The following is a 24704-nucleotide window of genomic DNA, read 5'->3' on the forward strand; positions in this document are numbered from 1 at the left end:
ACCGATTTTAAACATCGCCAGTCTATGCTACTACATGCTTGATGTGACGCGCTGTAGTTTTGTTGGCATCGTAGAGAACGGTTATCTCACGAGTGCGTGGATTGTACTTGGTATCCTTCACACCGTTGATACGCTCTGCCCGCGCCATCATCTTGGTAGGAGAATCGTGACGACTCAGCTTGAATGTGCAGATTCTCATCTCAGGATGATATGCATGTCTCTTGTCGAAGTGAGCAGTATGCTTATCAACCCTGTCGAAGTGCGTCTTTTTCTTGTCAACTACTGCAACCACTTTCTTATCGCGGTTGTTGTGATGCTTATTACCTGCCATTGCTGGCATTGCTGCTGTCATTGCCATCATCATCATGGCTGCTATCAGCCGATTAGTGCTAACTATCGTCATTTTCATAATCGTAATCTTTAAATGGTTCAACATTAAGTTATTATTCACATTGCAAAGATATGACGATTATGTGGGATATGAAAATGAAAACTCCTATACTTAATGGGGGAATACCCTATACTTGCGTAGGATATTCCCTCATGAGTGTTTTTATGAGTGGTACATACCATGTTTTTGTTTCCTGTTCGGTTGGCGTGTGGGCGCCGGGGAAATGGAATGCGTGCTGGTAGTGCTCTAAGAAGAGCGGTTCGAAGTGGGCCAAGGTATCTTGCTCGCCAAATAGGCCCCATATACGTTCGGGATTACGGCATGAATCGTTAGAGAACTGCTGGGTTTCCAGTTCAGCGAATTCATTGATAAGTGCTTCGTCGATAACAAAATCCTGATTACCATTGGCACGTGGCGATTTGTATTGCTGGGCGCCGATTCGGGGTTTCAGAAACTCGGTCATCTTGAAATGTGGATTACCAAGCAAAGCGGGAATGCCGATAGCAGGCGCAATCATCTGGGCGTAGAACGATCCGCAGCTGTTACCTACCAATACATCGGGCTTTTCGCGGTCGCACATATCGCGGATAAACGCCAAAGCCTCTTTGGGATGCAGGGGCAGATCGGGAGTCAGTACGATAGCCTCGCCATCGAATGCCTCCCTTAGTGCCTTTGCCGGCACGCATTGGCCACTGGCGTAGAATCCGTGTAGGAATAGAATCTTTGGGGTATCCATCGGATGCTTGATAGTGTTATGAGATACCTAAGAGTTCGATTTCGAAAATGAGTGTTGAACCACCGGGGATGCCAGGCTGCGAGAACTTACCGTAGCCCATTTCGGCTGGGATGTAGAGTTCCCACTTGTCGCCCACATGCATCTGCTGGATAGCGATGATCCAGCCCTCGATCAGGTCGCACAATCTGCAAGCCAGAGGCACACCACCACGACTGCTATCAAACTTCTTGCCGTTAATCGTTCGGCCTGTATAATGTGCTGTGATGATACTGCGAACCGTTGGTTGGGCACTTGTCTGATCGCCCTCGCTTAATACCTTATAATATATACCCTTGGGCAATGCCTTTACGCCCTCCTCTTTTGCTTTAGCCTCCAGCCAATCCTTGTTGGCCTGGATATATTCACGTTTTCCCATATTTTATATCTTAATTTTTCTTGCAAAGATAGTAGATTTTGCTGAATATTCGAGTTTTATGTGTAATTTTGTGCCCAAAATTAACAAATTATGGGATACATGGATAAATTCACGAAGTCGGAAGACTTTCGTCGAGAAGAGTTGATACGAATAATCGAGCACTCTGTAGAGCACTTGACTCTACAGGAGCTCGAGGCATTATATTATGATATGACCACCAAGAATTTTATTAATGATTGAGGCGTTACCCCCAATCGCTGGTGGCTATTCTCTTCTTAAATTATAAGGATACGACAGTTTCCAAGGTGAATCTTCGAGTTTGAACTTCTTGGCGCCCTCTTGTGTGGCAGGAGTGCGTACAAGGGGAATGTCGGAGAGGTCCATCAGGTAATAATAATAGGCGAACAGCTGGGTTAAGCCGCCTTTTACCGAATAGCGTGCCGAGATATATTCGGGTGTGATGGCATCGTTGCCACGTATGGCTTCTACCTCTTTATTGTAGGCTATCAGTTTGGCTATGGCATTTTTATAGGATGCTAAGGTTGCTGTTGGCGATTTCTGAATCCAGCGCTGTAAAAGCTTGCGGTTGTACTGGGCTACAATCTCGCCTTCGCGCTTACGTCCCTCTATAAACCAGTCGGGTGTTTTCTTGGGGTTTTCGGCTGCTACGCGGGCACGCAGTTCGTCTTCGATGGCCTGCACCTGCTTGCACTCAGCCGACCCGAACCACTCTTTAATTATCTGCTTTACCAGTGGTGAATAAATATTGTAATAGAATCGTGGTGCACCGCCCTGTTTCTCGAGCAGCCACGATCCTCTGTCAAAATCTGCAGCCTCGGTATGAAGCACAATGTCGGTATTCATTTTGTAAAGCGATGTAATAACAGCTTTCATCTTGTCGAGCACCTTATTATATTGGGGCCATTTCTTGTCTACGTGAATGGTATCGAACGGCTGACCTTTGCGCGCTTTCTTGGCAATCTCCATTCGTAGCTTATTAAATCTGTCGCTTTCTGCTTTCAGTTCGGGTTCGGGCTCGTAATTATTCACGCCCTCGTTCAGTGGTCCAACTACACATACTGTATAGCGGGTCATTTTCTCACGTGTGTCAACTTCTGATGGATTAGGCAGTACGGGCAGATTCTTGTAAGCTTCCTCGTATGTGCTATACGAGTATTTCTCTACCAATGCCTTATGCTCCTCTTTACTGATTTTAAAGTCGGTTTGCAAGCCATTTCCTTCTTTGGCGGTATAGTCCCAGAACATGTGTCCACCCAGGTTCTGTGCGTAGTTACGCTCCTCGGGTTCTACATAAAGAATGTTAGTTTTTGTTGTTGTACCTTTGCCTTTGCTTTTGGCTTGGGTTTTCTTCTGTGCCTGCATGGGAGCAGCTCCCGCTAACAGTAGAGCAGCAACACAGATGTAGAGATGATGTTTCATAAAACTGATTAATTGATTCTTGTTTCTAAATATTTTTTATATCGACTGCAAAGATACTAATAAAAAGTGTAATTAAAATATCCTATGCCACCTGACGAACATAAAATATGAAACAAAGAACATTGATTTCTCATTTTTTATGTCTACTTTTGCACCCGACAACATGAAATATCGAATATTATATGGATATCAAGGACTTAAAACCAAGAACTGGAGCAGGCAGCTTACGAATAGCCGACAGCGACGAACTGGTGGTTATGGAGCACTTTGGTGGCGTTCCAGCTGGCAGGGTACGTCCCTTAGATCATGGTCTTGTTATTATCTGTACTGCCGGTGTGGCTCAATTTGAGTACGACGGTCATACTGTACAGTTAAGTAAGAACGACTTGTTTTTATTAATGGCCCACTCGGTGGTTGAGAAGTTTATGTCGTCGGTCGACTTTGATTGTCGCGAGCTATGGTTCTCGCGCGGTGAAATGTGGAATATGAATATGTATGTAAAAAATAGTTTGGCCGATCTGTTGCCGCTCAAGCATAATCCTAAGGTAACACTGAGCGACGTCGATGCAGCCCTGTTCGAGACTTACTTCAAGCAACTTAGTTACCACATACGTAACAGTTCGCAGCTACTTTATCCCGAGATTACGCATTCTATTGTTGGTGCCTTCCTGCTCGAAGTTCTATCGGTACTGCGTCGCGGCAATAATATGCTGAAGGATAACCACCTAATTAATAATAGCGGACTGCACGGCAGGAAACTGGCCGACCGCTTTGTACAGTTGGTTGAACAGAGCGATGGACGCATACGTCGCGTGGATGAGTTTGCCCAGATGCTGAATGTTACACCCAAGTATCTGTCGAAACTGCTGATGGACACCATGCACCGTAAGCCCAGCGTGATAGTGGCCTTTTTTACGCTTCAGGCCATAGAGAACAGATTGCGATATACCGATATGACCATGCAGCAGATAGCCGATGATCTACACTTCGCCAATGCCTCGTTCTTTGGCAAGTACTTCAAGGAACACTCGGGCATGACGCCGATGGAGTATCGCATCAAATATCATCAGGACGAGAAGAAATAATCCTACACCTATTATATAATAATACACGAAAATTAATTTATGGCTCTTATTAAACAGGATATCGAAACACTTTTGAATTTAAACTTAGTTGAGGCTGATGCCATTCGCGAGCGCAAGTTCCATGTATGTGTTGATGCAGTTAACTCTGACGATTGCATTGTTTTGGCAGAGTTGTTCCGCGCTCTTAACGTTGATTTTCTGATGCTGCAGAACGATAAGTATGGCATTTTGAATCGTACTAGAAAGGATGGGTTCGACCTTGGTTTGGTGGTTGATACTCAAACCTGCAGTTTGTCGATTATTTGCGAAGATGGCACTATGTTTGGTCAGGACTATACGCTGGTTGCTGTGGCCGACTACGTGCTTGGCCGTACTCCAGGTCATACTGTTAGCAGTCTTAATTGCACGCGGGCATTGCACGATATAACACTGAAACATGGTGGCATCCACTACACATCAGCCGTAGGTCAGACCAGCGTTGTGGAAAAGATAAAAGAGGTGGGCGCTGTAATTGGCGGCGAGGATAATGGTGGCATCATCTATCCCGAGTACAGTTACGAAAGCAGTGTACTGGTGGGCATTGTGCTTTTTCTCAGCAGCCTGGCTCAAAAGCAATGCACGGTTAGTCAGCTGCGTAGTACCCTCCCCAACTACCACATCGTAAAAAATCATATCGACCTTGCACCCAGTATTGATGTAGAATCAGTACTTAAGAGAGTTGAGAATCGGTTTGTACACGACGATAGCGCACAGATAAGCGATGTTGACGGACTAAAGATTGACTTCCCTGATCGTTGGGTATATCTTCACAAGTCGGCTGCCACGCCTGCTATTAGCGTATATAGTGAAGCCAAGAGCTTTGAGAATGCTGATAATCTGGCCAACCAACTGCTGCTGTTTATCTACAATCTGCAGAAGGATATTCTGTTAATCCGTAAAATACATATATGACATAAAAAAATTTAAGGGGTATTCTCACGAATACCCCAAAAATAGACTAACCAATTACTAACTAAAAACAAATATGAATTCTTACTTTATTATTCCACGGTTTTTGATCGTGGCATTGAGAATGGCCATGTACTTACTCATCTGTTCGTCGTTAAGTACGTAGCTCATATGCTTCACATCAGTATCGATAGCGCGCTTAACCATAATCTCGCGCTCGCTACTGCTGTACTGTGTAGCATAACTCATCTCAGTATTAAACATGTTGTAGATGTTCTCTACAGCCTCTTTCTGATCGTTTGTCAGATTCAGAGCGTCTGAGAGTCTGTTGATATTGATGTTCAAATCATAAGCAGCAACGTTTGTTGCCTCGGGGGCAGCTGCTTCGTTCTTTGCAAAAGCTGTAGTCATACACAGCAAAGCAATCATTGTCAAAAATATCTTTTTCATCTTTTTACCCTTTCTTTTCTTTACTCGGAACGGTCTTTTTTGCCGCCCTACTTTTACCTATTGTAGTTATCCTTTATGTCTTTCGACGATGCAAAGGTACGACGTTTTTTGATAGATTGAGCATACTTTGTGTGTTTTGTGTGCGAACACAGTCCTTTTATTGACCAAAATCAAAACATTGATTTATCTCAACAGTGTGCTGAATACACAAAAAATCAGGCTTAAACGAAAAAAAAGGGCGTAAAATTTGCAGGTACCAAATAAAAATGTTACTTTTGCACCCGCTAAAGGAGACCTGCCGATATGGCTCAGTTGGTAGAGCAACGCATTCGTAATGCGTGGGTCGCCGGTTCGAGTCCGGCTATCGGCTCTCCTCAGCAAAATCAGAGATCTTATTCAGCATTGCGGAATTAGCACATCGGTAGTGCACGGGCTTCCCAAGCCTGGGAGGCGGGTTCGATTCCCGTATTCCGCTCATAGATGTAGAGGGCACTGAGCCCCCTACTATTTTTTTATCTTAAGCGCAGACCATCACCCACACGAATCTGGTAGTCGGGCGTCAGATGGTTCATCTTATACAGATTCTTCAAACGGATACCGTACTTCTGGGCGATAGTGTACATCGACTCGCCATCGCGCACGTAGTGCAGTCGACCCTTGTAATCCTTTGGTGCCTTGCGCTGTTTCTTCTTCAACCAGATAATCTCGCCCTCTTCCAACTTGTCCTTGCGATAACGCTCGTTGTATTTGGCTATCTTGCGGTAGCTGATGCCAACCTCCTCGCCTATCGACTTGAAGGTGTCGCCGCGACGGGCAATCATATAATAGTTCTTATTAAATATCTTGATGGAATGCAGCGAAGCACCGCCCACCTCCTGATCCTTGGTGCGCTGAGCCATAAAGTGATCGTAGCCCCTGGCGCTGTCGTATTGGTAGAGCTTATACATCTGTATAATCTCAATCAGCTTCTCGGCATAAATAGGATTGGTGGCATAACCGGCAGCCTTCAGTCCGCGAGCCCAACCCTTGTAATCGGTGGTTTTCAGATTAAACAGCGAACGGTAACGCTGGTTGGCTGCCAGGAATTTCGAGTGGTCTTCGTACGACTCGTAGGCATTGCTGTACACACGGAAACAGTCGTTACGTGCATCATCATCGTGATACGTACGTGGACCCGTCCAACCGTTATTGCACTTAATACCAAAGTGGTTGTTACTGGTGCGGGTGAGCTCGCTTCTACCAGCGCCGCTCTCCAACAAACCCTGCGCCAAAGTAATCGATGCAGGTATGCGATAACGCTGCATCTGCTCGATGGCAATGTCCTTATATTGATCTACATATTGTTGATAAGCTTGATTCCATCTGATCTGCGAAAACGCCGAAACCGACAGGAAAAAAGCTATGAAGACTATAAATTTTCTCATATTATGCATTTTATTTGTGCAAAAGTAATGATTTCTCTCGAATTATTTGTATTTTTGCAGAAAAATATAGGATTTTTATGAGAGAACTGGAGCTAAAGTCGGTTATTAAAGTGTACGCCATGGAAGAACTGAGTGCTGAAGAACGCCACTTGGTAGAGCTTGCTATCGAGGCTACAAGCCGCAGCTATGCCCCCTACTCTAAGTTTTGTGTAGGTGCAGCAGTACGTTTGGACAATGGTGTTGAAATTATAGGTTGCAATCAGGAGAATGCAGCTTATCCATCAGGCTTATGTGCCGAGCGTACCGCCTTGTTTGCAGCCGGCGCTCAGTATCCCGATCAGCCCGTACGTATGCTGGCCATTGCCGCTCGTGGTACTCATGGCGATCTGGAAGAAGAACCCGTTGGTCCTTGTGGCTCATGCCGTCAGGTCATCATCGAATCTGAGACCCGTGCCAAAGCCCCCATACGCATTCTGCTTTACGGAAAGAAGTACGTATATGTGATTGATGGCGTAAGAGAGCTGATGCCGCTCACTTTCTCAGAGTTTTAACGATAACATCCCAATCCCGCCGCTGTAGATAAAGCATCGAGGTGGAAATCGTAGTCAAGGTTGTCTTCATCAATCTTGATGAAATGGGCTTTTCCTTGAATCTCATCATTGGGCGATTCCCAGATGATATCGTTGAAATGGGCTGTATCGTCAATCTTTGGTGTTCGCAGCAGACTATGGGCAAACGTATAGTTAAACGCTGCACTATCTTTGGCCTGTTCGCCTATCAGCACATCATCGTCGTAACCTGTGATGATGGTTCCCTCGCACATTATATTATATAAAGGTGATGTTTGGTTGGTAAAACGCAAGGCAGCCCCGCGCCCACCTGTAAAGGGATAGAATTGCGCCAAGGTGCAATACACTATTTCTACCATTCCACCGTTAATATTCAGGCAGTCGCCCATCGCATTCGTCAGCTGACAGTTCTCCAAGCGCACGTGCGCATTGGTTAACTTTACGCCGTCGCCCTGACAATTATGTACCACACATTGCTGCATTTTAAGGCGATAACTTACGCTGTCGATGGCTGTAGAATCGCAAATCAAACCTTGATTAGAATTACGTATCTGTGTGGTGTTCAATACGTTATTGTTTGATGTGTTATAGAATCTGATACCCTTCCACTGACCAGGCACGCGATCGTATGGCAGATACGAGAACATACGATCCAGACGGTCGCCACGCATGGTGCAGTTGTCGGTATGCAGTGTTCCATATATCTCCATCCCAGCGTCGGCATGGAAGTAAAGTGTGGTGTTACGGATGGTGAGGTGTGCTCCTTCCTTTACGATGAAATCTTCGTAAATCACCAAGGGCTTATCTGATTCTATCACCGAGTCGCGCTCAATCACAGGCTGCTCGCACTTGATGGCATCCCAAGCCCATGCCTTCAAACAAACGCTCTGTTCGGTACCGCTCTCCATTAAAAACACCAATTCATCGGTAATCTCTTTGGGCGCAGTCTGATAGGTTTCATACGGCGTTATCTCTACAACCACCAGAACGCTGTCGTTCTTACGAATCTCTACATCGTTGGTTTGCGAACCATTGTTGTTGTCCAGATACATGCCATCCACATTTACGCGAAAGCCGGTCTGGTTGCCGCGTTTCAAGCGTACGCTTTGCAGTTTTACGCCATTGTCATTGCGGTTGTTTACCCAGAAGGTATAGGTAGAAGACGCCGTACGACTGAATACGGTATCGAGTTTGATAGTGTCCGAAGGAAAATCGAGGCGCAAGCCTGTACTGGTCGAGAACGAGTCGTCATCGGCGCAGGCCACCAGGCCTAATATCAGTGGTATAAAAAAGAAAATCCGTTTCATCTTAATGATAAAACGGATTATTCTTTAATTTATTGTGTAGATTACTTGCCAAAATAGCGTTTCAGCAGTCCTGCAAAGCCTGCACCATGACGGGCCTCGTCCTTAGCCATTTCGTGAACGGTGTCGTGGATAGCATCGAATCCGGCAGCCTTAGCGTTCTTGGCAATACGGAACTTATCCTCGCAAGCACCAGCCTCGGCAGCAGCGCGCTTCTCCAGATTGGTCTTGGTGTCCCATACGCACTCGCCCAGCAGCTCAGCAAAACGTGAAGCGTGATCAGCCTCCTCGAAAGCATAACGCTTAAATGCCTCTGCAATCTCAGGATAACCCTCGCGGTCGGCCTGACGAGCCATAGCCAGATACATACCTACTTCGCCGCACTCCCCGTTAAAGTGTGCACGCAGATCGTTAATCATTTCTTCTGATACCCCCTCGGGCTTACCATCGCCAATACGATGAACGGTAGCATAAGTTACGTCGCCATCGTCCTTCAGCTCAGAGAACTTAGAGGCAGGAGCCTTACAGATTGGACACTTCTCGGGAGGATTCTCGCCTTCGTAGATGTAACCACAAACAGCGCAAATAAATTTCTTTGTCATAATTGTAATTTGTTTAGTTATTAATACATGATATTTTGTTAGTACAATATTCTTCTGCTGCAAATATACGCATAAAAAATAAATCCCGCAAGTATTTTGCAGGATTTATTTTAAAATGTTGCGCAATTATGTTATTTCTTACGATATTTACTCAGTATGGGAACCTCTTGACAGAGTGCATCGGCCAGCAGATTGGCTACCACTCTGGCGCCATATATATTATAATGTGTATTGTCCTGCTTGCCCTTTGGCTCCGATGGCTCTTCGCCAGGTCGATACCACATGTGCAGCTTCTTCGACGCCTCGGTTCCCAAACCCTGCTCCAGGTTGTGGGTAATGGTGTTGGCATCTACAAAGTGGCAGTTCATACGGGTGGCCACATCCTTTGGTGCCACACGATACAGGCCGTGGGTATCGTAAAGCGTGTCGCCCTCAATCATTTTTACGCCATCCTTAAAGGTAGATGTGCGCAGCTTCTCGTCGTCGTCGTTCTTAGGTGCTACCACAAAAAAGTTGCGGCGCACCACCGGGTTCATCAGTACGGGAATGCCGCCACGTTCACGGGTTTCGCGCACGTATTTGGCCAGATTGTAGTCGAACGTAGAACCTGGGTCGGTATGGCGGTCGGCTTTGGGCTTCTCGTCGTTATGTCCGAACTGGATAATCACATAGTCGCCTGGTTTGATACGCTCCAGCACCTTGTCCCAGCGACCTTCGTCGATGAAACTCTTCGAGCTGCGACCGTTCACAGCGTGGTTGTCTACCACAATGTAATCGGCATCAAAGCACTCCTGCAGCATCATGGCCCACCCGCGCTCCTGCTTACCACCGGTTGTGTCCTTGTTGGCAGCTGTCGAGTCGCCAATCACAAAAATGGTGGTATGCTTGTCGGGAGTCATCGCCGTAAAGAGCAACAATCCGCCCAAAAAGAATAAAAAGGTAAGTTTCTTCATTGTTTTAATTGTTTTAGTAGAAATCCCCCTCCAACGTGCGGAGGGGGATTGGATAGTTATATCAACGATTACGCAAGAATCGTTTTGATAATCTCGTCGATGGTGATCAGGCTCTGCTCACCAGTCTCCATGTTCTTCAGTGTCAGCTTGTCGGCAGCCATCTCGTTCTCACCAGCCAGTGCTACGAATGGAATCTGCTTAGCGTTAGCATACGACATCTGCTTCTTCATCTTGGTCGAATCAGGGAATATCTCTGTGTGGATGCCAGCCTCGCGAGCCTTAGCAACCGATGGCAGACAGTAAGCTGTCTCCTTTTCGCCAAAGTTGATAAACAGCAGCTGGGTGCCGTTGGTAGCATCCTTTGGATAGCAGTCGAGTGCGTTCAACACGTCGAAGATACGGTCTACACCAAAGCTGATACCTACACCCGAGATACCAGGCATACCGAAGATACCAGTCAGGTTGTCGTAACGACCACCACCTGTGATCGAACCAATCTGTACGTCGAGTGCCTTCACCTCGAAGATGGCACCTGTGTAGTAGTTCAAACCACGAGCCAGTGTCAGGTCGAGCTGAATCTCGTTCTTCAGTCCGAGTGTCTTCAGTGTGTCGAGGATAAAGCGTGTTTCCTCAACGCCCTTCAGTCCAGTCTCGCTGGTAGCCAGCACCTCGGCAATGGTGTTCAGCTTCTCGTCGTTGGTGCCCTCGAGCGAGATGATAGGCTGCAGCTTCTCAATCTGCTCGTCACTCAGGCCGTCCTCGCGCAGCTCCTGGTTCACGTTATCGAGTCCGATCTTATCCAGCTTGTCGATAGCAACGGTGATATCTACAATCTTCTCGGCAGCACCGATTACCTCGGCTATACCAGTCAGAATCTTGCGGTTGTTGATCTTGATCTGAACACGTACGCCGAAACGGCTGAATACGGTATCTACAATCTGCATCAGCTCCACCTCGTTCAGCAACGAGTCGGAACCTACGATGTCGCCATCAAACTGCCAGAACTCACGGTAGCGCCCCTTCTGTGGGCGGTCGGCGCGCCAAACGGGCTGCATCTGGTAGCGCTTAAAAGGCAACTGCAGTTCTTCGCGATGCATCACCACGTAGCGGGCAAAAGGTACGGTAAGGTCGTAACGCAAACCCTTTTCGCAGAGTTTGGCTGCCAGTCGCAGCGAGTTACGCTCAGCTAGTTCCTCGGGTGTAACCTTCGAGAGGTAGTCGCCCGAGTTCAGCACCTTAAACAGCAGTTTGTCGCCCTCTTCGCCGTATTTACCCATCAGTGTGCCGAGGGTTTCCATAGCGGGGGTCTCTATCTGCTGAAAGCCGTAGAGCTGATACACCTGTTTGATGGTATCAAAAATATAATTGCGCTTCGCCATCTCCATTGGCGAGAAATCGCGCGTGCCTTTAGGAATACTTGGTTTCATATTTTATTAAACATTAAACATTAAACATTAAACATTGTTTTGCTTTGTGGTATTCACAATCTTAACTAATGTTCCTGTAATTCTTCCAAGATCATCCGACATCGAATCGTACTGTTCTTGGCTTATATACTTAGTTTCATACAGAAGATCAAGCCAGTACTTTGTTTCGCTGGCTTCTTTTAATGATATGCTCATCTTGCTGACAAAGTCCATACGGCTTTGAGCAAACACACTTTCGCTGATATTAGCTCCAATACTTGTGCCGCTTCTAAGTATCTGCTTAGAAAGTACAAACTCTTTTTGCATATCCGAAAGATATTTATAGAGTCGTATAATTCTTATAGCAAACGACTTGGAATCGATGAGTATCTGATTATCAGCCTTCATAACAATGTATAACGTTTAATGTCTAATGCGCTTATATAATGTTTAATTTTTAATCTTTAATCTTTAATGTTTAATGTCTTACAATTGTTTGATCGCGGTCGGGGCCGATAGAGATAATCTTGATAGGAGTCTCTAACTGGGCCTCGAGGAATTTGATGTAATCGTTGAACTCTTTGGGGAACTGATCCTCGCTGGTAAACTGGGTCATGTCGGTCTTCCAGCCTGGCAGCTCCTGATATACGGGCTCGATACCATCCTCGATGTTGTATGGGAAGTAATCGATCTCCTGTCCGTTCTGCTTGTAAGCCACGCAAGCCTTGATGGTGTCGAAACCATCCAGCACGTCGCTCTTCATCATAATCAGCTGGGTAACACCGTTCACCATGATAGAGTACTTCAGGGCTACCAGGTCGATCCAACCGCAACGACGCTCACGACCGGTAACAGCACCGTACTCGTGACCCAGGTCGCGAATCTTCTTGCCTGTCTCGTCGAACAGCTCTGTGGGGAATGGACCAGCACCTACACGTGTGCAGTAAGCCTTCATGATACCGTAAACGTCGCCAATCTTGTTGGGACCGATACCCAGACCAGTGCAAGCACCAGCGCAGATGGTGTTAGATGATGTAACGAAAGGATACGAACCAAAGTCGACGTCGAGCATAGTACCCTGAGCACCCTCACACAGCACGCTCTTACCGCTCTTCAGCAGGTTGTTCAGCTCGTGCTCTGAATCTACGATGGGAAACTGGCGCAGGTACTCGATACCCTCCAGCCACTTCTTTTCTACCTCGGTGATGTCGTACTCAAAGTTGAGCGACTTCAGGATAGCCTCATGGCGAGCCTTTGCCTTAGCGTACTTCTCCTCAAAGTTCTCAAGGATATCACCAACGCGCAAACCTGTGCGGCTTACCTTGTCGGTATAAGTAGGACCGATACCCTTACCGGTAGTACCTACCTTATCCTTACCCTTCTGAGCCTCGTATGCAGCATCCAGCACACGGTGGGTAGGCATGATAAGATGGGCTTTCTTTGAGATGTGCAGACGGCTACGCAGCTCGTGTCCGCTTGCCTCGAGTGCCTTGGCCTCTTCCATAAACAAGTCTGGAGCCAGCACTACACCATTACCGATAATGTTTACCTTGTCGCCCTGGAAAATACCTGAAGGGATTGAGCGAAGCACATACTTCTGACCCTCAAACTCCAGTGTATGACCAGCGTTAGGACCACCCTGAAAACGGGCAACCACATCGTACTTAGGGGTCAGCACGTCGACCACCTTACCTTTTCCTTCGTCGCCCCACTGCAAGCCCAGCAGGACATCAACTTTACCTTTGTTCATTTTTCAGTTTTATTCTTGTTGTTACTCTTTTTTGTCGTGGTTGTTGTCTTCTTGCGCTTTGTCATCTTAGTCTGACAGGTACTGCACACGCCGTAAACATACAGCGTAAAGCCGTCTTTTCTGAATCGTTTCAGATGCATATTCTCCACAGCAGCTTTGATCTCAGGCGATTTAACCTCAGTAACCTTACCGCACATGGTGCAAATCTGATGACAATGACTTTGGTTATCGTAGCAGGCCTCGTATTTGGTCGTACCTTGAAAACGGTGCCTAACTACCAGTCGGAGCGACATAAACAGATTCAGCGTATTATATAAGGTAGCCCTGCTAACGGGGAAATCCATCTCCTGTGCCAGTCGGGCTTTCAGGTCGTCGAGTGTAAAGTGCCCGTTGATGCTGTAGATGGCTCTGAGGATGGTGTATCGCTCAGGTGTCTTGCGATGATTGTTCATCTCAAGATAGTTGTCCAAAAGCCTTTCTACGGCCACAATCACACTTTCTTTCATCTGAATCTATCAAGAAAACCGCACAAAGGTACGCATTTTCGGGCAGATAAAAGAAACTTTATTTAAAAAAATTCTAAATTAGCCCTTTTTAATGCACTTTTTGCAAGACGTTCGTATACTAATCCAAGTTCTGCAAATCTAATCATGGCATTCATGGCTGCTTTCTTCACCATCAAGCTGTCGCCTTCGAGGGCGGCCAATGCCTGATCGATAAACTCGTTGATGCCACGCTCGTTGGGCTCCTGTTTATTCATAAACAGACGCGACAGAATATGGAATCCGCACAGCTGATACAGCTCCTTATCCGATGCCATCCAGGTGTAAGCCTTGTCGGCAGCATAAGGCAGATACTGATATAAATTAAATGAAGCTTGCTCTGCAATCTCCTGACTATCAGTTTGTTCCATCCAAATATCTACTACTTCAGGCAGCATCTTGTCGGCTGGCATCAGCATGGTGGCCAATATCTTGCATTCGCGCACGTTCTCCTTCCACAACGCTATTGCTAAGTCATATTGATTAAACATTAAACATGAAACATTAAACATTTGTTTCAGTTCTTCTGCTTTATCTCTTAGCCTGGGAAGGGTGGCACCCCAGTTCAGTTTGTAGTTGGCGCCTTTATTGCGCATAGAAGCAGCAACCATTCCGTCCATCATCAGGCGGAATGATTGCTTAATCTCTTTTATCTGTTGGTTTAAATCCATTAATCTTAAAGTATAATGTTTAATCTTTAATGTTTAATCTTTAATGTTTAATGTTTAATGTTTAATGTTTAATGTTTCATCAAATCAGCGTTCCGTACTCCGCGCTGTAGCGCAGCATCTGGTGGGCATAACTTTCGCTGTAGCTTACCGTAATGTCGCTTATTTCGCCGTTTTCATCGTAAACGGGCATCAGCTGCGGATTGATAAAGCCCTTGTAAGGTGCCAGGTTCAGCTTCTTGTATCTGTCTAATACTTCAGCGTGCAGCTCGGCATCTACCTTTACGGCATAACGCTCCACCAGATCGCGGGCAGCCTCGTAGTCACCCTCGCTCTTAATACGCTGAATCTCAGCCAGCAAGCGGGCAATCAGCGAGCGCAGTTCGGCATAATCGCTGATCTCAACGTAGGTTTTACCCTCGCGCTTCACCAGCTTGATTACGTCGCCGTTCTCGTAGCACCAGTGGGCTATCAGTGCGCGGTTACGCATGTGCGCCTCCTCCAGCTGGTTGCCTGGGGTAATACGTATCAGCTGTGTCATCAAGCCATTCATCATATACGTATAATACTGCGATTTGTACGCCTCTTCATCGGGTACCAAGCCTAACTCTACCAGCTTCTTGTCGGCTATATAATACAGTCCGAATAGGTCGGCTCTCGCCTCCTCTATCGTGCTGCTGTAAGCCTTCAGCGCATCGGGATCAACGCCAGGCAACAACTGTCCGCTACCATGACCCAGGCACTCGTGCAGATCGGTATGCAGGTCGTCGCACACGTCGCCGTATTTCTCAATCAGGTGCAGCGTCTCTTCGTCGCTTACAAACTCCTCCTTGAAACCGCTGCCCTTCGAAGCCTTGTTATACGCATCGGTAATATTGCTGATGGTAATGCTCTTACTGCCGTAAGCAGCACGAATCCAGTCGGCGTTTGGCAGGTTAATGCCGATGGCCGTAGCAGGATATTCGTCGCCCCCCAGCATAGCGGCACAAATCACGTTGGCCGATACACCTTTTACTACAGGCTTGCGGAAACGCGAATCTACTGGCGAGTGATCCTCGAACCACTGGGCGTTCTGGCTGATGGTCTGTGTGCGATGAGTGGCCTCTTCGTCGATATACTCCACCAAGCCTTCCCACGAACCTTTCAGTCCTAATGGGTCGCCATACACCTCGATGAATCCGTTGATAAAGTCGATTTTCGACTCTTTATCCTGCAGCCATTCTATACAATAGTGATTAAAGAACTGCAAGTCGCCTGTCAGATAATACATAATCAATAAAGTAATGCTTGATTTCTGCTTATCATTCTCGGCCACATCGTAGGCTTTTCTTAACCAATATATAATATGGCGGATGGTGTTGCCATACTTGCCGTCGGCTTTCCATACCTGCTCCTTTACTTCGCCGTTCTCCTTTACCAAGGTAGAGTTCAAACCGTACGAAGGTGGTGTGTCGTGCATTTTGTTCTGCTGCTTCTGCTGCTCGTAAAAAGCTTCGGCTTCGGCCTGTGTCACACCATCGTAGAAGTTCATGGCCGATGTCAGCAGCAAATCCTCGCCGTCGGCCTGATTCACACGTTTGGGCATTACCTCTTCGTCGAAGATCAAAGGGAAGAGTTCGTCGCACATCTCGTCGATGGTTTCGCCCGATTTCAGTGGCAGCTTGCATGCTTCAACCTGATGCAGTGCCTCGCGCAGATACTCGGCCGAGAATCCTGGCTTGAACTTTTCGCAACCATAGTGGTGGTGAATACCACTTGAGAACCACACACGCTTCAGATACACCTCAAGCGCCTTGAAGTCATCGTTATCGTGCGGCATATTCATATCAACATATACAACCTCCAACATCTTGCGGATGCGGAGGTTGTATTTACCAAACTGATCAAATGTAATGTCTCGTCCGAACAGTGTCGCTTTCGACAGGTAGTAAACTAACTTTTTCTGCTGTAACGATAGCTTTTCAAACCCGTTCAAACGATAACGGAGCATTTGCAGATCTGCAAAACGCTCGTCTTGATAGTTAAATCCCACGCTTATTTTGCATTTTTGGGTTTGCGACCACGTTTTACGTTTGTTGCCTTCATGGTTGGGTGCTGCTCCAGGTGCTGCAGACGGTAGTCGCGTGGAGTCATACCCATCACGCGATAGAACGAAGCGTAGAACGACTGGCGGTTAGCAAAACCTACCATATCACTCACCTCCTCCATGCGCAAATCCTGATAGCGCTTGTCAACCAGAATACTCATAGCCTCGTCGATTCTATACTTATTTACAAACGAAGTATAGTTCATGTGGAAACGAACGTTTACCACAGCCGAGATGTAACGTGTGTTTGTGCCTAAATCCTCGGCAAGCTTCTTTGCCGAATAATCCTTGTCGCGATACTTCTTCTGCATGACGATGATGTTCATGATTTTTTCCTGCATCTCGTCCATCATTTTGGGACTTACCAAACTTCTGTAAGCCGCTGCCTTCTCTTTCTTTTCAATAATGTTGTACTTTGCCATTTGCTTTTTTGACCTTTATTTTTAACGATGTGCAAAGATAAAAACTTTTTTTCATTTAACAAAGACAAATACCGAAAATTTGCAAAAAAAGTATTACCTTTGCCGAAAAATTGAAAAAATATGGATATTTTTGGCATTTTACGACAATATTTCGGCTATTCTTCCTTCCGTCAGAACCAAGAAGAAATCATCCGCCACGTGATTGCGGGCAATGATGCGTTGGTGCTCATGCCTACGGGTGGAGGTAAAAGTATTTGCTATCAGATTCCCGCTTTGGCGCTGCCTGGCATTACCATCGTTATCTCGCCGCTCATCAGCTTGATGAAGGATCAGGTCGAGACGCTGCGTTCGAATGGTATCGAGGCCGAAGCCCTGAACAGTGGAAACGACCCCACGCTGGATACCGTGATTCGTCGCAAATGCTTAGCCGGACAGATAAAACTGCTGTATATATCACCCGAGAAACTGCTGGCCGAGATGGATTATTTTATGCAGCATCTGCAGATATCGCTCTTTGCCATCGACGAGGCCCACTGCATCAGTCATTGGGGTCATGATTTCCGTCCCGAATATACCCAGTTGGGTGTGCTGCGCGAAAAATTTCCCAATGTGCCCATGATGGCATTAACGGCCACCGCCGATAAGATTACCCGCCAAGATATTCTTACGCAACTTAAACTAAGGAACGCGCGCGAGTTTGTGTCAAGCTTCGATCGCCCCAACCTTAGTTTGTCGGTAAAAAGAGGCTACAAATCGGCCGAGAAAATGCACTTTATTCTCAACTTCATCAAGGCGCGCCCCAACGATGCAGGCATCATCTACTGTCTCAGTCGTAAAACCACCGAGAAGGTAGCTGCCGACCTGCGTAAAAAAGGTATCAACGCCGCTGCCTATCATGCCGGTTTGTCGTCGTTAGAGCGCAGTCAGACGCAAGAGCAGTTCAAGAACGATCAGCTGCTGGTGGTATGCGCCACCATCGCCTTTGGTATGGGTATCGATAAGAGCAACGTGCGCTGGGTAATCCATTACAACATGCCCAAAAGCATCGAGAGTTTTTATCAGGAGATTGGTCGTGCCGGTCGCGATGGTGCCCCCGCCGATACCGTGCTGTTCTACTCGCTGGCCGATATCATCCAACTTACTGAGTTTGCTCGTCAGAGTGGTCAGCAGGATGTGAATATGGACAAGCTGAAACGCATGCAGGAGTATGCCGAATCCAACGTGTGCCGCCGCCGCATACTGTTGAACTATTTTAGTGAGCAGACCGACCACGACTGCGGCAACTGCGATGTGTGCGACAACCCACCCCAGCGCTTTGACGGCACCCGTTATGTGCAGATGGCCCTGAGCGCCGCCAAACGTGCCAACGAGGATATCCGCATTTCAACCATCATCGAGATTCTGAAAGGTATGCGCTCGCCTGCTGTGATGCGCCAGGGGTTCGACCGCCTGAAAACCTTTGGTGTGGGACATGACCTGAGCCTGACCGACTGGCAGGACTATCTGTTGCAGATGCTGCAGATGGGCTTTATCGAGATAGCCTATAACGATGGCAACAAGGTAAAGGTAACCGCCATTGGCGACGATGTGCTTTACGGTCGAAAACCCGCCCAGTTGTGTGTGGTAGATCATAGCGCCAAAGAGGCACCTAAGAAGAAACCCAAGTTGCGTTTGGAGATACCCACCATCACCATCCCCGGATTGCCCCCAACCACCGGTATCGAGGATCCCAAACTGTTCGAAGCCCTCCGTCAGCTGCGCAAGCAGTGTGCCGAAGAAGAAGGCTTTCCTCCATACATCGTTTTCAGCGATAAGGTGCTCCATTCATTGGCCACCATCAAGCCCACCTCGCTGGCTCAGTTTGGCAACATCCAGGGCATCGGCGAGCACAAAAAAGGCAAGTATGGCGAACGTTTTGTATCGCTCATCCAAAAGTACGTTTAAGGGCGTTTTTTACACCTTATTTATAATAAAAGCAACAAAGAAACTAAAAAAAGGGGCATAAAGTGCCTAATTTTTGCTAAAAACGAGCACAAATTCGCATTTTTGTGCAAAAATATTAGTACCTTTGCATGGTAAAATCATCCAAAGATGGCTAAAAAGAAGATACTATTTATCAATCAGGAGATCACTCCTTACGTCCCCGACAATGCATTGTCACTCATGGGAAAGAACCTTCCAAAGGTTATGCAGGAACGCAGTCACGAGATTCGTACCTTCATGCCAAAGTGGGGTAATATTAATGAGCGTCGTGGTCAGTTACACGAAGTCATCCGACTTTCGGGTATGAACCTTATCATTAACGACACCGATCACCCTCTTATCATCAAGGTTGCCTCAATCCAGTCTGCTCGTGTGCAGGTGTATTTCATCGATAACGACGATTACTTTGGTAAGCGCCTGATAGAGCGCGACGAGCAAGGTGTAGAGTACGACGATAATGGCGAGCGTGCTATTTTCTTTGCACGTGGTGTACTCGAAACCGTTAAGAAGCTGCGCTGGGTGCCCGATATCATTCACTGTCAGGGTTGGATGGCTGGCGTAGTGCCTTTCTATGTAAAGACCGCCTATCGCGACGAGCCTTCGTTTGCCGAGACCAAGGTTGTAACCTCGCTTTACAATAAGAGCATCGAGAAGGATTTCGGTTCTGATTTCAAGCAGTTCATGGAGTTCCGCGATGCCAAGCCCGAGTTGCTTACCGATTATAAGGATACATTCGACTTCGACGAGTTAGGTAAGTTGGCAATCGACTATAGCGATGGTGTTATCCAGGCTGTGCCCGATGCAAGCAAGGTGCTTTGCGATTATGCAGCAGCCAAGAACAAGCCACTGCTCGGTTATCAGGAGGACTTTGGCGATGCCTACGAGGCATTCTATGAGTCGCTGTATGCCGACGAGGCCAAGTAAGAGAAATAAAGTCCAAAACAACGATACATGAAACTTAGATTGTTTACAGCGATTGCAATCACCGCAATGGCGATGGCGTCTTGTAGCGAGGATACCGAAACTATCGGCTCGTCGATTACCAACGAGAGCGATAAGATGGTGTTCTCTACTGGTGTGTACCAGGCTACCTCACGTTCCATCATGGCCGATTCGGTATATTCAAAAACCTTTGATTGCTATTTCGGAAAGGTAAAGGATCCTGAGACCAACTCGTACGTAAAGAACGAGTTTATGGCTCAGTTTAATATGCTCGAAGGCTTTTCACTGCCCGATAAGAGCACCATTCTTAGCGAGAGCGATGGTGATATCGCTGCCGACTCGTGCGAAATCTGGCTCATCTTCGACCGTAGCAAGTGCTATGGCGACTCGCTCACACCACTCAAGGTAAAGGTTAAGGAGCTGGCTGTGCCCGTCGAGGATGGTTCGTACTACAGCAATTTCGACCCCGTTGTCGAGGGCTATGTACGTAAGGATGGCATCAACAAGAGTTCGTCGTTCGCACTCTCAAACCTGCACTTCTCCGATAGTCTTCGCAGCACATCAGGTTACGCCGAGTTTGCAAGCATTTCGCTCAACGATCCTTATACCGATAAGGACGGCAATACCTATAATAACTTTGGCACCTATCTCATGCGCCAGTATTATTCTAACCCTGAGAAGTTCAAGAATGCCTACACCTTTATCCACACATTGGTTCCTGGCTTCAACTTCGAGGTGTCGGATGGTCTGGGTGTGATGGCCAATATCAGTCAGATCGACCTGGTTTCGCAGTTCCGCTATAAGGAGGAAGATTCTACTTACACAGCCTCTATCTATCTGTCGTCGACTCCCGAGGTATTGCAGACTTCACATATCGAGAACGATAAGGCAGCGCTTAACCGCCTGGTAGCCGACAACAGCTGCACTTACCTCAAGTCGCCTGCTGGCATCTTTACCGAGGTAACACTGCCTGTTGACGATATCTCGCTGGCTCATGCCAACGACTCACTGCTGTCGGTAAGCGTTACTTTCGAGCGCGAGAACAGTGGTGTACAGAACACCAAGTACCCCATCGGCACCCCACAGAATATTCTGATGGTGCAGAAGGATAGCCTGTACTCGTTCTTCGAGAATAAGACCATGTACGATTACACCACATCATTTATGGCCACACTCAGCTCCAATGCTTACACCTTTAGTAATATTGGTAACCTGATTACACAGATGGCACGCCAGAAGGCCGAGGGCCTGAAGAGCGATGCTGCCTGGGAGGCCAAGCACCCCGATTGGAACAAGGTGGTACTGGTACCAGTTGCTACCACCAGCAAGACATCTTACGATAGCTACGGCTATAGCACCACAGTTATCTCGGATGTTCACAACCAGCTCGGACTCTCAAGTACCAAGCTTGTAGGTGGTGCTAACTCGCCTATCGAGGTAAAGGTAATCTATGCCAAATTTAAGCAGTAAACAGATATGGCCGACGGATTTTTAGAGAAGCATCACGAGGATTACGAAGCCCGCAAGGCGGCTTGGATCCGGAAGAAGAAGCATCTGCCGAAAGCCGGTAAAAGACAAATAGAGCGACCCGATGACGAGTCGCTCTAATTTTTTATGCTTGGCGTAAGCCTTAACCTATCACCTTGAACTTAGCAAATTTCAGCAGCAGCTGCTTGGTGCCCGCATTGGTAAATTCTACCGTTGCCTTGGTGTTCTCACCCGTACCCTCTATACGTACCACCGTACCCACACCAAAGCGCATGTGCTCTATACGTGCCCCCTCGCGCAGGTCGCTTGCACTCGGGTCGCTCGCCATGGGTCGTGGTGCCACCGCGTTATACACACGCTTAAAGTTGGCACCAAACGGGTTCACGGGCTTTTCTGGCTGTCGTGGAGCCACCGCTCTCGGCTTCGGGTCGGCCTTAAACTGCGTGGCCACCGGGCGTGGGTTCTGCATCCACTCCGGGCCCTCGCTCTCATACCTGCTGCTTCGGCTGTAACCACCTGTGGTACCAGTGCCGTAAGCCCCGCCATCGTAGCGGTTGTAAGCCTTACGCTGGGGCGCACCAAAGCTGCCTGCCCCACCCGCCTCGCTGTGTACCTGCAGCAGTTCTGGGTCGATATCACGTATAAAGCGCGATGGTGTGTCGTACTCCATACGTCCGTAGCGGAATCGGTTCTGTGCACAGGTCAATATACAGTGCTTCTCCGCTCGTGTAATCGCCACGTACAGCAGGCGTCGCTCCTCCTCCAGTTCGCGCATCGAATTGGTACACATCGGACTTGGGAAGATGTTTTCCTCCAGTCCCACCACAAACACCGTTGGGAACTCCAGTCCCTTGGCAGCGTGTACCGTCATCAGCACCACCTTATCGTTGCTGTCGCCATCGTCGCTGTCCAGATCCGTCAGCAGTGCCACCTCCTGCAGGAAATCAGGCAGATACACCTCGTCGCCCATATCCTCCTCGCGTCGACTCTCCACAAAGTCCTGTATACCACCTAAGAACTCCTCCAGGTTCTCCTGTCGCGATATGTCCTCAGGGTTGCGTCCGCTGTAGATGTCCTTGCTGATGCCCGAGTTCATAATGATATCGTGGCCCAGCGTGTAGGCATCCTCCGTTTGCAGGCGCTCTATCCAGCCCTCTATCAGCTGGCGGAAGTTCTGTATCTTCGTCATCGTGCCCTTGCTCACGTCCATCGGGAACAGCACTGGGTCCTTTATTACCCGCCACAAGCTTACCCCGTAAGCCTGCGCCGTTTGTATGATTTTGCCCACCGTGGTGTCGCCAATGCCGCGCGCCGGGTAGTTGATAATGCGCTTAAAGGCCTCCTCGTCATCCGGGTTCGCTATCAGGCGGAAGTAGGCTATCACATCCTTTATTTCCTTACGCTGGTAAAAGCTCAGTCCGCCGTAAATGCGGTATGGTATGCCGTCTTTGCGCATCTGCTCCTCAAAGCTTCGGCTTTGCGAGTTAGTGCGGTACAGTATCGCAAAGTCGCTCCAGTTGCAGTTGTCCTGTCGTTTCAGCTTCTTAATGTCCTGAGTCACTATCAGTGCCTCCTCACGGTCGCTGTAGGCAGGCTTCAGCTGCAGTTTTTCTCCATGCTCGTTTTTCGAGAACACGTTCTTCGGTATCTGTCGCTCGTTGCGTCGTATCAGCGAGTTTGCTGCCTGTACTATCAGCTGTGTCGATCGGTAGTTCTGCTCCAGCTTAAACAGCTTGGCATTGTTATACTGGCTTTGGAAATTCAGAATGTTATCAATGTTGGCACCACGAAAGCTGTAGATACTCTGCGCATCATCGCCCACCACGCACACCTTCTGTCGCTCCTTGGTAAGCTGATACACAATCGATTGCTGCGCGTAGTTCGTGTCCTGATACTCATCCACCAGCACAAACCCGAATTTCTCTACGTATTTCTGTCTTACCTCCTCGTTCTTCTCAAACAGCACCCATGTCTGCACCAACAGGTCGTCAAAGTCCATCGCATTCGCCTGTCGGCAACGCTCCGCATACCTTATATATATATTGGCCACCTGCGGGCGCTTCTGTGTGGCATCATCCGCAGCCCAGGCACTCTGTTGGTACGCCTGCGGCAACAGCAAGTGGTTTTTGGCCAGCGATATACGGTCGGCCACCGATGATGGCTTGTACACCTTGTCATCCAGTCCCATCTCTTTAATGATGGTCTTCACCAGCGATCGTGCATCCGTTTGGTCGTAAATCGTAAAGTTCGCGTTGTAACCTATCTTATCCGCTTCGACCCTCAGTATGCGTGCAAACACACTGTGGAAGGTACCCATCTGCAGGTAGCGAGCCTGCTCCTCGCCTACCAGCCGTCCTATACGGTCCTTCATCTCACGTGCCGCCTTGTTGGTAAATGTCAGCGCCAGTATCTGCCAGGGCTTCATCCCCTGTTCCAGCAGCCAGGCAATCTTATACGTCAGCACACGTGTTTTACCCGATCCTGCACCAGCAATCACCAGACTCGCGCCGTCGCAGTACTCCACTGCAACGCGCTGACTGTCATTTAGTTCGCGTAGTATATCGATGTTCATTCTTATCCTTTCTTGTATTGCAGATGCAAAGATACGAAAAAAGCCGAAAGCAAAAAAACTTTCGGCTCTATTTTTTACGCATTTATGAATAACACCTTATGTCGGTTATCTTTCGGCCTCACCGCAAAGTGTACCCAGATGGCGCCATAGCGATTCTTTTCTATCAGCAATTCATCAAACTCCTGTGCCGATTCCTTGGCGTAATCAATCAGTATCGCCGCATAGCAGATGGCCTGCTCATACCCCGAGGTTCGAATATCCACCGCACATCCCGTTAAGTGATTACTGGTGGGTGCTCCACCAACCTTACGATTTAACTGCGGCGATCGATAACCTGAGTTAATGATAATAGGTTGTGAGGCTTTCTCTCGCAAAACCTCCAGCCAAGTACAGAGGTTGGCAAGGTTCGCAATCGCCTCATGACTAGGAATGTTATACACTTCAGGATATTTGCTCCTAGTGAACTCCCCCAACACGAAATGTTGGGAGAGATTTGCTTTACTGTTCAATTGTACTATAGCTTCCATA

The 24704-nt window shown here is 47.7% G+C and carries 26 protein-coding genes and 2 tRNA genes; 10 read left to right on the plus strand and 18 right to left on the minus strand.

Features of this window, described 5'->3' with window-relative positions; genetic code table 11:
- Positions 1-22 precede the first annotated feature (22 nt).
- The 3 genes from PRU_RS05035 to PRU_RS05045 all read right to left on the minus strand — a co-directional run bounded on the left by PRU_RS05035 (position 23) and on the right by PRU_RS05045 (position 1542).
- A complete protein-coding gene (locus tag PRU_RS05035) occupies positions 23-409 on the minus strand; it encodes a hypothetical protein (protein WP_143010855.1) in 387 nt (128 codons plus the stop codon).
- Between the two features lie 109 nt (positions 410-518).
- Positions 519-1127, minus strand: coding sequence for a YqiA/YcfP family alpha/beta fold hydrolase (locus tag PRU_RS05040; protein WP_013064069.1), 609 nt, complete (start codon positions 1125-1127; stop codon positions 519-521).
- 16 nt (positions 1128-1143) lie between these two features.
- Positions 1144-1542 carry an FKBP-type peptidyl-prolyl cis-trans isomerase gene (locus PRU_RS05045; RefSeq protein WP_013064915.1) on the minus strand — a complete coding sequence of 133 codons (399 nt, stop codon included), beginning with the start codon at positions 1540-1542 and terminating at the stop codon, positions 1144-1146.
- Between the two features lie 99 nt (positions 1543-1641).
- Here PRU_RS05045 and PRU_RS16035 point away from each other — a divergent pair, with 99 nt between their 5' ends.
- Complete coding sequence (locus PRU_RS16035; RefSeq protein WP_170857791.1) at positions 1642-1782, plus strand: hypothetical protein; 141 nt, start codon at positions 1642-1644, stop codon at positions 1780-1782.
- A gap of 24 nt (positions 1783-1806) precedes the next feature.
- Here PRU_RS16035 and PRU_RS05050 read toward each other — a convergent pair whose 3' ends face one another.
- Positions 1807-2982: a hypothetical protein gene (locus PRU_RS05050; RefSeq protein ID WP_139294585.1), complete on the minus strand. Its 1176-nt coding sequence runs from the start codon at positions 2980-2982 to the stop codon at positions 1807-1809.
- A gap of 182 nt (positions 2983-3164) precedes the next feature.
- On the opposite strand from PRU_RS05050, the gene PRU_RS05055 reads away from it, so the two are divergent.
- On the plus strand, positions 3165-4067 hold the full coding sequence (locus PRU_RS05055) for an AraC family transcriptional regulator (protein WP_013064644.1): 903 nt from the start codon (positions 3165-3167) through the stop codon (positions 4065-4067).
- Between the two features lie 39 nt (positions 4068-4106).
- Positions 4107-5018, plus strand: coding sequence for a phosphohexomutase domain-containing protein (locus tag PRU_RS05060; protein ID WP_013063850.1), 912 nt, complete (start codon positions 4107-4109; stop codon positions 5016-5018).
- Positions 5019-5099: 81 nt separating this feature from the next.
- Here the strand turns inward: PRU_RS05060 and PRU_RS05065 are convergent, their stop codons facing one another.
- Positions 5100-5465 carry a hypothetical protein gene (locus PRU_RS05065; protein ID WP_013063550.1) on the minus strand — a complete coding sequence of 122 codons (366 nt, stop codon included), beginning with the start codon at positions 5463-5465 and terminating at the stop codon, positions 5100-5102.
- A gap of 297 nt (positions 5466-5762) precedes the next feature.
- Between PRU_RS05065 and PRU_RS05070 the strand changes: the two genes are divergently transcribed.
- Both PRU_RS05070 and PRU_RS05075 read left to right on the plus strand, forming a co-directional pair.
- Positions 5763-5835 (plus strand) — tRNA-Thr (locus PRU_RS05070).
- A gap of 34 nt (positions 5836-5869) precedes the next feature.
- A tRNA-Gly gene (locus PRU_RS05075) sits at positions 5870-5940 on the plus strand.
- A gap of 37 nt (positions 5941-5977) precedes the next feature.
- On the opposite strand, the gene PRU_RS05080 is transcribed toward PRU_RS05075, so the two are convergent.
- Positions 5978-6889, minus strand: coding sequence for a glucosaminidase domain-containing protein (locus PRU_RS05080; RefSeq protein ID WP_013065085.1), 912 nt, complete (start codon positions 6887-6889; stop codon positions 5978-5980).
- A gap of 77 nt (positions 6890-6966) precedes the next feature.
- On the opposite strand from PRU_RS05080, the gene PRU_RS05085 reads away from it, so the two are divergent.
- A complete protein-coding gene (locus PRU_RS05085; RefSeq protein ID WP_033150890.1) occupies positions 6967-7440 on the plus strand; it encodes a cytidine deaminase in 474 nt (157 codons plus the stop codon).
- On the opposite strand, the gene PRU_RS05090 is transcribed toward PRU_RS05085, so the two are convergent.
- The 10 genes from PRU_RS05090 to PRU_RS05135 form a co-directional block, all read right to left on the minus strand.
- Entirely contained in the window at positions 7437-8765 is a 1329-nt protein-coding gene (locus PRU_RS05090) for a right-handed parallel beta-helix repeat-containing protein (protein ID WP_013065254.1), read from the minus strand. The genes PRU_RS05085 and PRU_RS05090 overlap by 4 nt on opposite strands.
- A 41-nt stretch (positions 8766-8806) precedes the next feature.
- The gene (locus tag PRU_RS05095) at positions 8807-9364 is read right to left on the minus strand and encodes an NADH peroxidase (RefSeq protein ID WP_013064684.1); all 558 of its coding nucleotides are present in this window, start codon (positions 9362-9364) and stop codon (positions 8807-8809) included.
- 131 nt (positions 9365-9495) lie between these two features.
- Entirely contained in the window at positions 9496-10317 is an 822-nt protein-coding gene (locus tag PRU_RS05100) for a rhamnogalacturonan acetylesterase (RefSeq protein ID WP_080517168.1), read from the minus strand.
- Positions 10318-10385: 68 nt separating this feature from the next.
- Positions 10386-11744 carry a histidine--tRNA ligase gene (gene hisS, locus PRU_RS05105; protein WP_013063851.1) on the minus strand — a complete coding sequence of 453 codons (1359 nt, stop codon included), beginning with the start codon at positions 11742-11744 and terminating at the stop codon, positions 10386-10388.
- A 27-nt stretch (positions 11745-11771) separates the two neighbouring features.
- A complete protein-coding gene (locus tag PRU_RS05110) occupies positions 11772-12131 on the minus strand; it encodes a four helix bundle protein (RefSeq protein WP_013063401.1) in 360 nt (119 codons plus the stop codon).
- A gap of 70 nt (positions 12132-12201) precedes the next feature.
- Complete coding sequence (locus tag PRU_RS05115) at positions 12202-13473, minus strand: adenylosuccinate synthase (protein ID WP_013065731.1); 1272 nt, start codon at positions 13471-13473, stop codon at positions 12202-12204.
- Positions 13470-13979 (minus strand): Fur family transcriptional regulator, encoded by a 510-nt coding sequence (locus tag PRU_RS05120; protein ID WP_013064934.1) that lies wholly within the window; start codon positions 13977-13979, stop codon positions 13470-13472. Before PRU_RS05120 ends, PRU_RS05115 begins: the two co-directional genes overlap by 4 nt.
- Before the next feature lie 62 nt (positions 13980-14041).
- Positions 14042-14686 (minus strand): DNA alkylation repair protein, encoded by a 645-nt coding sequence (locus PRU_RS05125; RefSeq protein ID WP_033150893.1) that lies wholly within the window; start codon positions 14684-14686, stop codon positions 14042-14044.
- 79 nt (positions 14687-14765) lie between these two features.
- Positions 14766-16673: a dipeptidyl-peptidase 3 family protein gene (locus PRU_RS05130; RefSeq protein ID WP_080517225.1), complete on the minus strand. Its 1908-nt coding sequence runs from the start codon at positions 16671-16673 to the stop codon at positions 14766-14768.
- 44 nt (positions 16674-16717) lie between these two features.
- Positions 16718-17191, minus strand: a complete 474-nt coding sequence (locus PRU_RS05135; protein WP_013065379.1) for a helix-turn-helix domain-containing protein — start codon at positions 17189-17191, stop codon at positions 16718-16720.
- Between the two features lie 120 nt (positions 17192-17311).
- On the opposite strand from PRU_RS05135, the gene recQ reads away from it, so the two are divergent.
- The 4 genes from recQ (at position 17312) to PRU_RS05155 (ending at position 21724) form a co-directional block, all read left to right on the plus strand.
- Entirely contained in the window at positions 17312-19135 is a 1824-nt protein-coding gene (gene recQ / locus PRU_RS05140; RefSeq protein ID WP_013064594.1) for a DNA helicase RecQ, read from the plus strand.
- A 147-nt stretch (positions 19136-19282) separates the two neighbouring features.
- Positions 19283-20098 (plus strand): glycogen/starch synthase, encoded by an 816-nt coding sequence (locus tag PRU_RS05145; RefSeq protein ID WP_013065385.1) that lies wholly within the window; start codon positions 19283-19285, stop codon positions 20096-20098.
- 27 nt (positions 20099-20125) lie between these two features.
- A complete protein-coding gene (locus PRU_RS05150; RefSeq protein ID WP_013065332.1) occupies positions 20126-21586 on the plus strand; it encodes a DUF4270 domain-containing protein in 1461 nt (486 codons plus the stop codon).
- Positions 21587-21592: 6 nt separating this feature from the next.
- Positions 21593-21724 (plus strand): hypothetical protein, encoded by a 132-nt coding sequence (locus PRU_RS05155; protein ID WP_013065414.1) that lies wholly within the window; start codon positions 21593-21595, stop codon positions 21722-21724.
- 22 nt (positions 21725-21746) lie between these two features.
- Here PRU_RS05155 and PRU_RS05160 read toward each other — a convergent pair whose 3' ends face one another.
- A complete protein-coding gene (locus PRU_RS05160) occupies positions 21747-24176 on the minus strand; it encodes an ATP-dependent helicase (protein ID WP_013063563.1) in 2430 nt (809 codons plus the stop codon).
- Between the two features lie 74 nt (positions 24177-24250).
- Positions 24251-24703 (minus strand): YcbK family protein, encoded by a 453-nt coding sequence (locus PRU_RS05165; RefSeq protein WP_041385739.1) that lies wholly within the window; start codon positions 24701-24703, stop codon positions 24251-24253.
- Position 24704: the final 1 nt, after the last annotated feature.

The organism is Xylanibacter ruminicola 23 (assembly GCF_000025925.1).
GTDB classification, from domain to species: Bacteria; Bacteroidota; Bacteroidia; order Bacteroidales; family Bacteroidaceae; genus Prevotella; species Prevotella ruminicola.

Excerpts from the sequence above, each read along its gene's own strand:
- PRU_RS05035 (WP_143010855.1), bottom strand. The coding sequence starts at position 409 with ATGAAAATGACGATAGTTAGCACTAATCGGCTGATAGCAGCCATGATG.
- PRU_RS05040 (WP_013064069.1), bottom strand. The coding sequence starts at position 1,127 with ATGGATACCCCAAAGATTCTATTCCTACACGGATTCTACGCCAGTGGC.
- PRU_RS05045 (WP_013064915.1), bottom strand. The coding sequence starts at position 1,542 with ATGGGAAAACGTGAATATATCCAGGCCAACAAGGATTGGCTGGAGGCT.
- PRU_RS16035 (WP_170857791.1), top strand. The coding sequence starts at position 1,642 with ATGGATAAATTCACGAAGTCGGAAGACTTTCGTCGAGAAGAGTTGATA.
- PRU_RS05050 (WP_139294585.1), bottom strand. The coding sequence starts at position 2,982 with ATGAAACATCATCTCTACATCTGTGTTGCTGCTCTACTGTTAGCGGGA.
- PRU_RS05055 (WP_013064644.1), top strand. The coding sequence starts at position 3,165 with ATGGATATCAAGGACTTAAAACCAAGAACTGGAGCAGGCAGCTTACGA.
- PRU_RS05060 (WP_013063850.1), top strand. The coding sequence starts at position 4,107 with ATGGCTCTTATTAAACAGGATATCGAAACACTTTTGAATTTAAACTTA.
- PRU_RS05065 (WP_013063550.1), bottom strand. The coding sequence starts at position 5,465 with ATGAAAAAGATATTTTTGACAATGATTGCTTTGCTGTGTATGACTACA.
- PRU_RS05080 (WP_013065085.1), bottom strand. The coding sequence starts at position 6,889 with ATGAGAAAATTTATAGTCTTCATAGCTTTTTTCCTGTCGGTTTCGGCG.
- PRU_RS05085 (WP_033150890.1), top strand. The coding sequence starts at position 6,967 with ATGAGAGAACTGGAGCTAAAGTCGGTTATTAAAGTGTACGCCATGGAA.
- PRU_RS05090 (WP_013065254.1), bottom strand. The coding sequence starts at position 8,765 with ATGAAACGGATTTTCTTTTTTATACCACTGATATTAGGCCTGGTGGCC.
- PRU_RS05095 (WP_013064684.1), bottom strand. The coding sequence starts at position 9,364 with ATGACAAAGAAATTTATTTGCGCTGTTTGTGGTTACATCTACGAAGGC.
- PRU_RS05100 (WP_080517168.1), bottom strand. The coding sequence starts at position 10,317 with ATGAAGAAACTTACCTTTTTATTCTTTTTGGGCGGATTGTTGCTCTTT.
- hisS (WP_013063851.1), bottom strand. The coding sequence starts at position 11,744 with ATGAAACCAAGTATTCCTAAAGGCACGCGCGATTTCTCGCCAATGGAG.
- PRU_RS05110 (WP_013063401.1), bottom strand. The coding sequence starts at position 12,131 with ATGAAGGCTGATAATCAGATACTCATCGATTCCAAGTCGTTTGCTATA.
- PRU_RS05115 (WP_013065731.1), bottom strand. The coding sequence starts at position 13,473 with ATGAACAAAGGTAAAGTTGATGTCCTGCTGGGCTTGCAGTGGGGCGAC.
- PRU_RS05120 (WP_013064934.1), bottom strand. The coding sequence starts at position 13,979 with ATGAAAGAAAGTGTGATTGTGGCCGTAGAAAGGCTTTTGGACAACTAT.
- PRU_RS05125 (WP_033150893.1), bottom strand. The coding sequence starts at position 14,686 with ATGGATTTAAACCAACAGATAAAAGAGATTAAGCAATCATTCCGCCTG.
- PRU_RS05130 (WP_080517225.1), bottom strand. The coding sequence starts at position 16,673 with ATGCTCCGTTATCGTTTGAACGGGTTTGAAAAGCTATCGTTACAGCAG.
- PRU_RS05135 (WP_013065379.1), bottom strand. The coding sequence starts at position 17,191 with ATGGCAAAGTACAACATTATTGAAAAGAAAGAGAAGGCAGCGGCTTAC.
- recQ (WP_013064594.1), top strand. The coding sequence starts at position 17,312 with ATGGATATTTTTGGCATTTTACGACAATATTTCGGCTATTCTTCCTTC.
- PRU_RS05145 (WP_013065385.1), top strand. The coding sequence starts at position 19,283 with ATGGCTAAAAAGAAGATACTATTTATCAATCAGGAGATCACTCCTTAC.
- PRU_RS05150 (WP_013065332.1), top strand. The coding sequence starts at position 20,126 with ATGAAACTTAGATTGTTTACAGCGATTGCAATCACCGCAATGGCGATG.
- PRU_RS05155 (WP_013065414.1), top strand. The coding sequence starts at position 21,593 with ATGGCCGACGGATTTTTAGAGAAGCATCACGAGGATTACGAAGCCCGC.
- PRU_RS05160 (WP_013063563.1), bottom strand. The coding sequence starts at position 24,176 with ATGAACATCGATATACTACGCGAACTAAATGACAGTCAGCGCGTTGCA.
- PRU_RS05165 (WP_041385739.1), bottom strand. The coding sequence starts at position 24,703 with ATGGAAGCTATAGTACAATTGAACAGTAAAGCAAATCTCTCCCAACAT.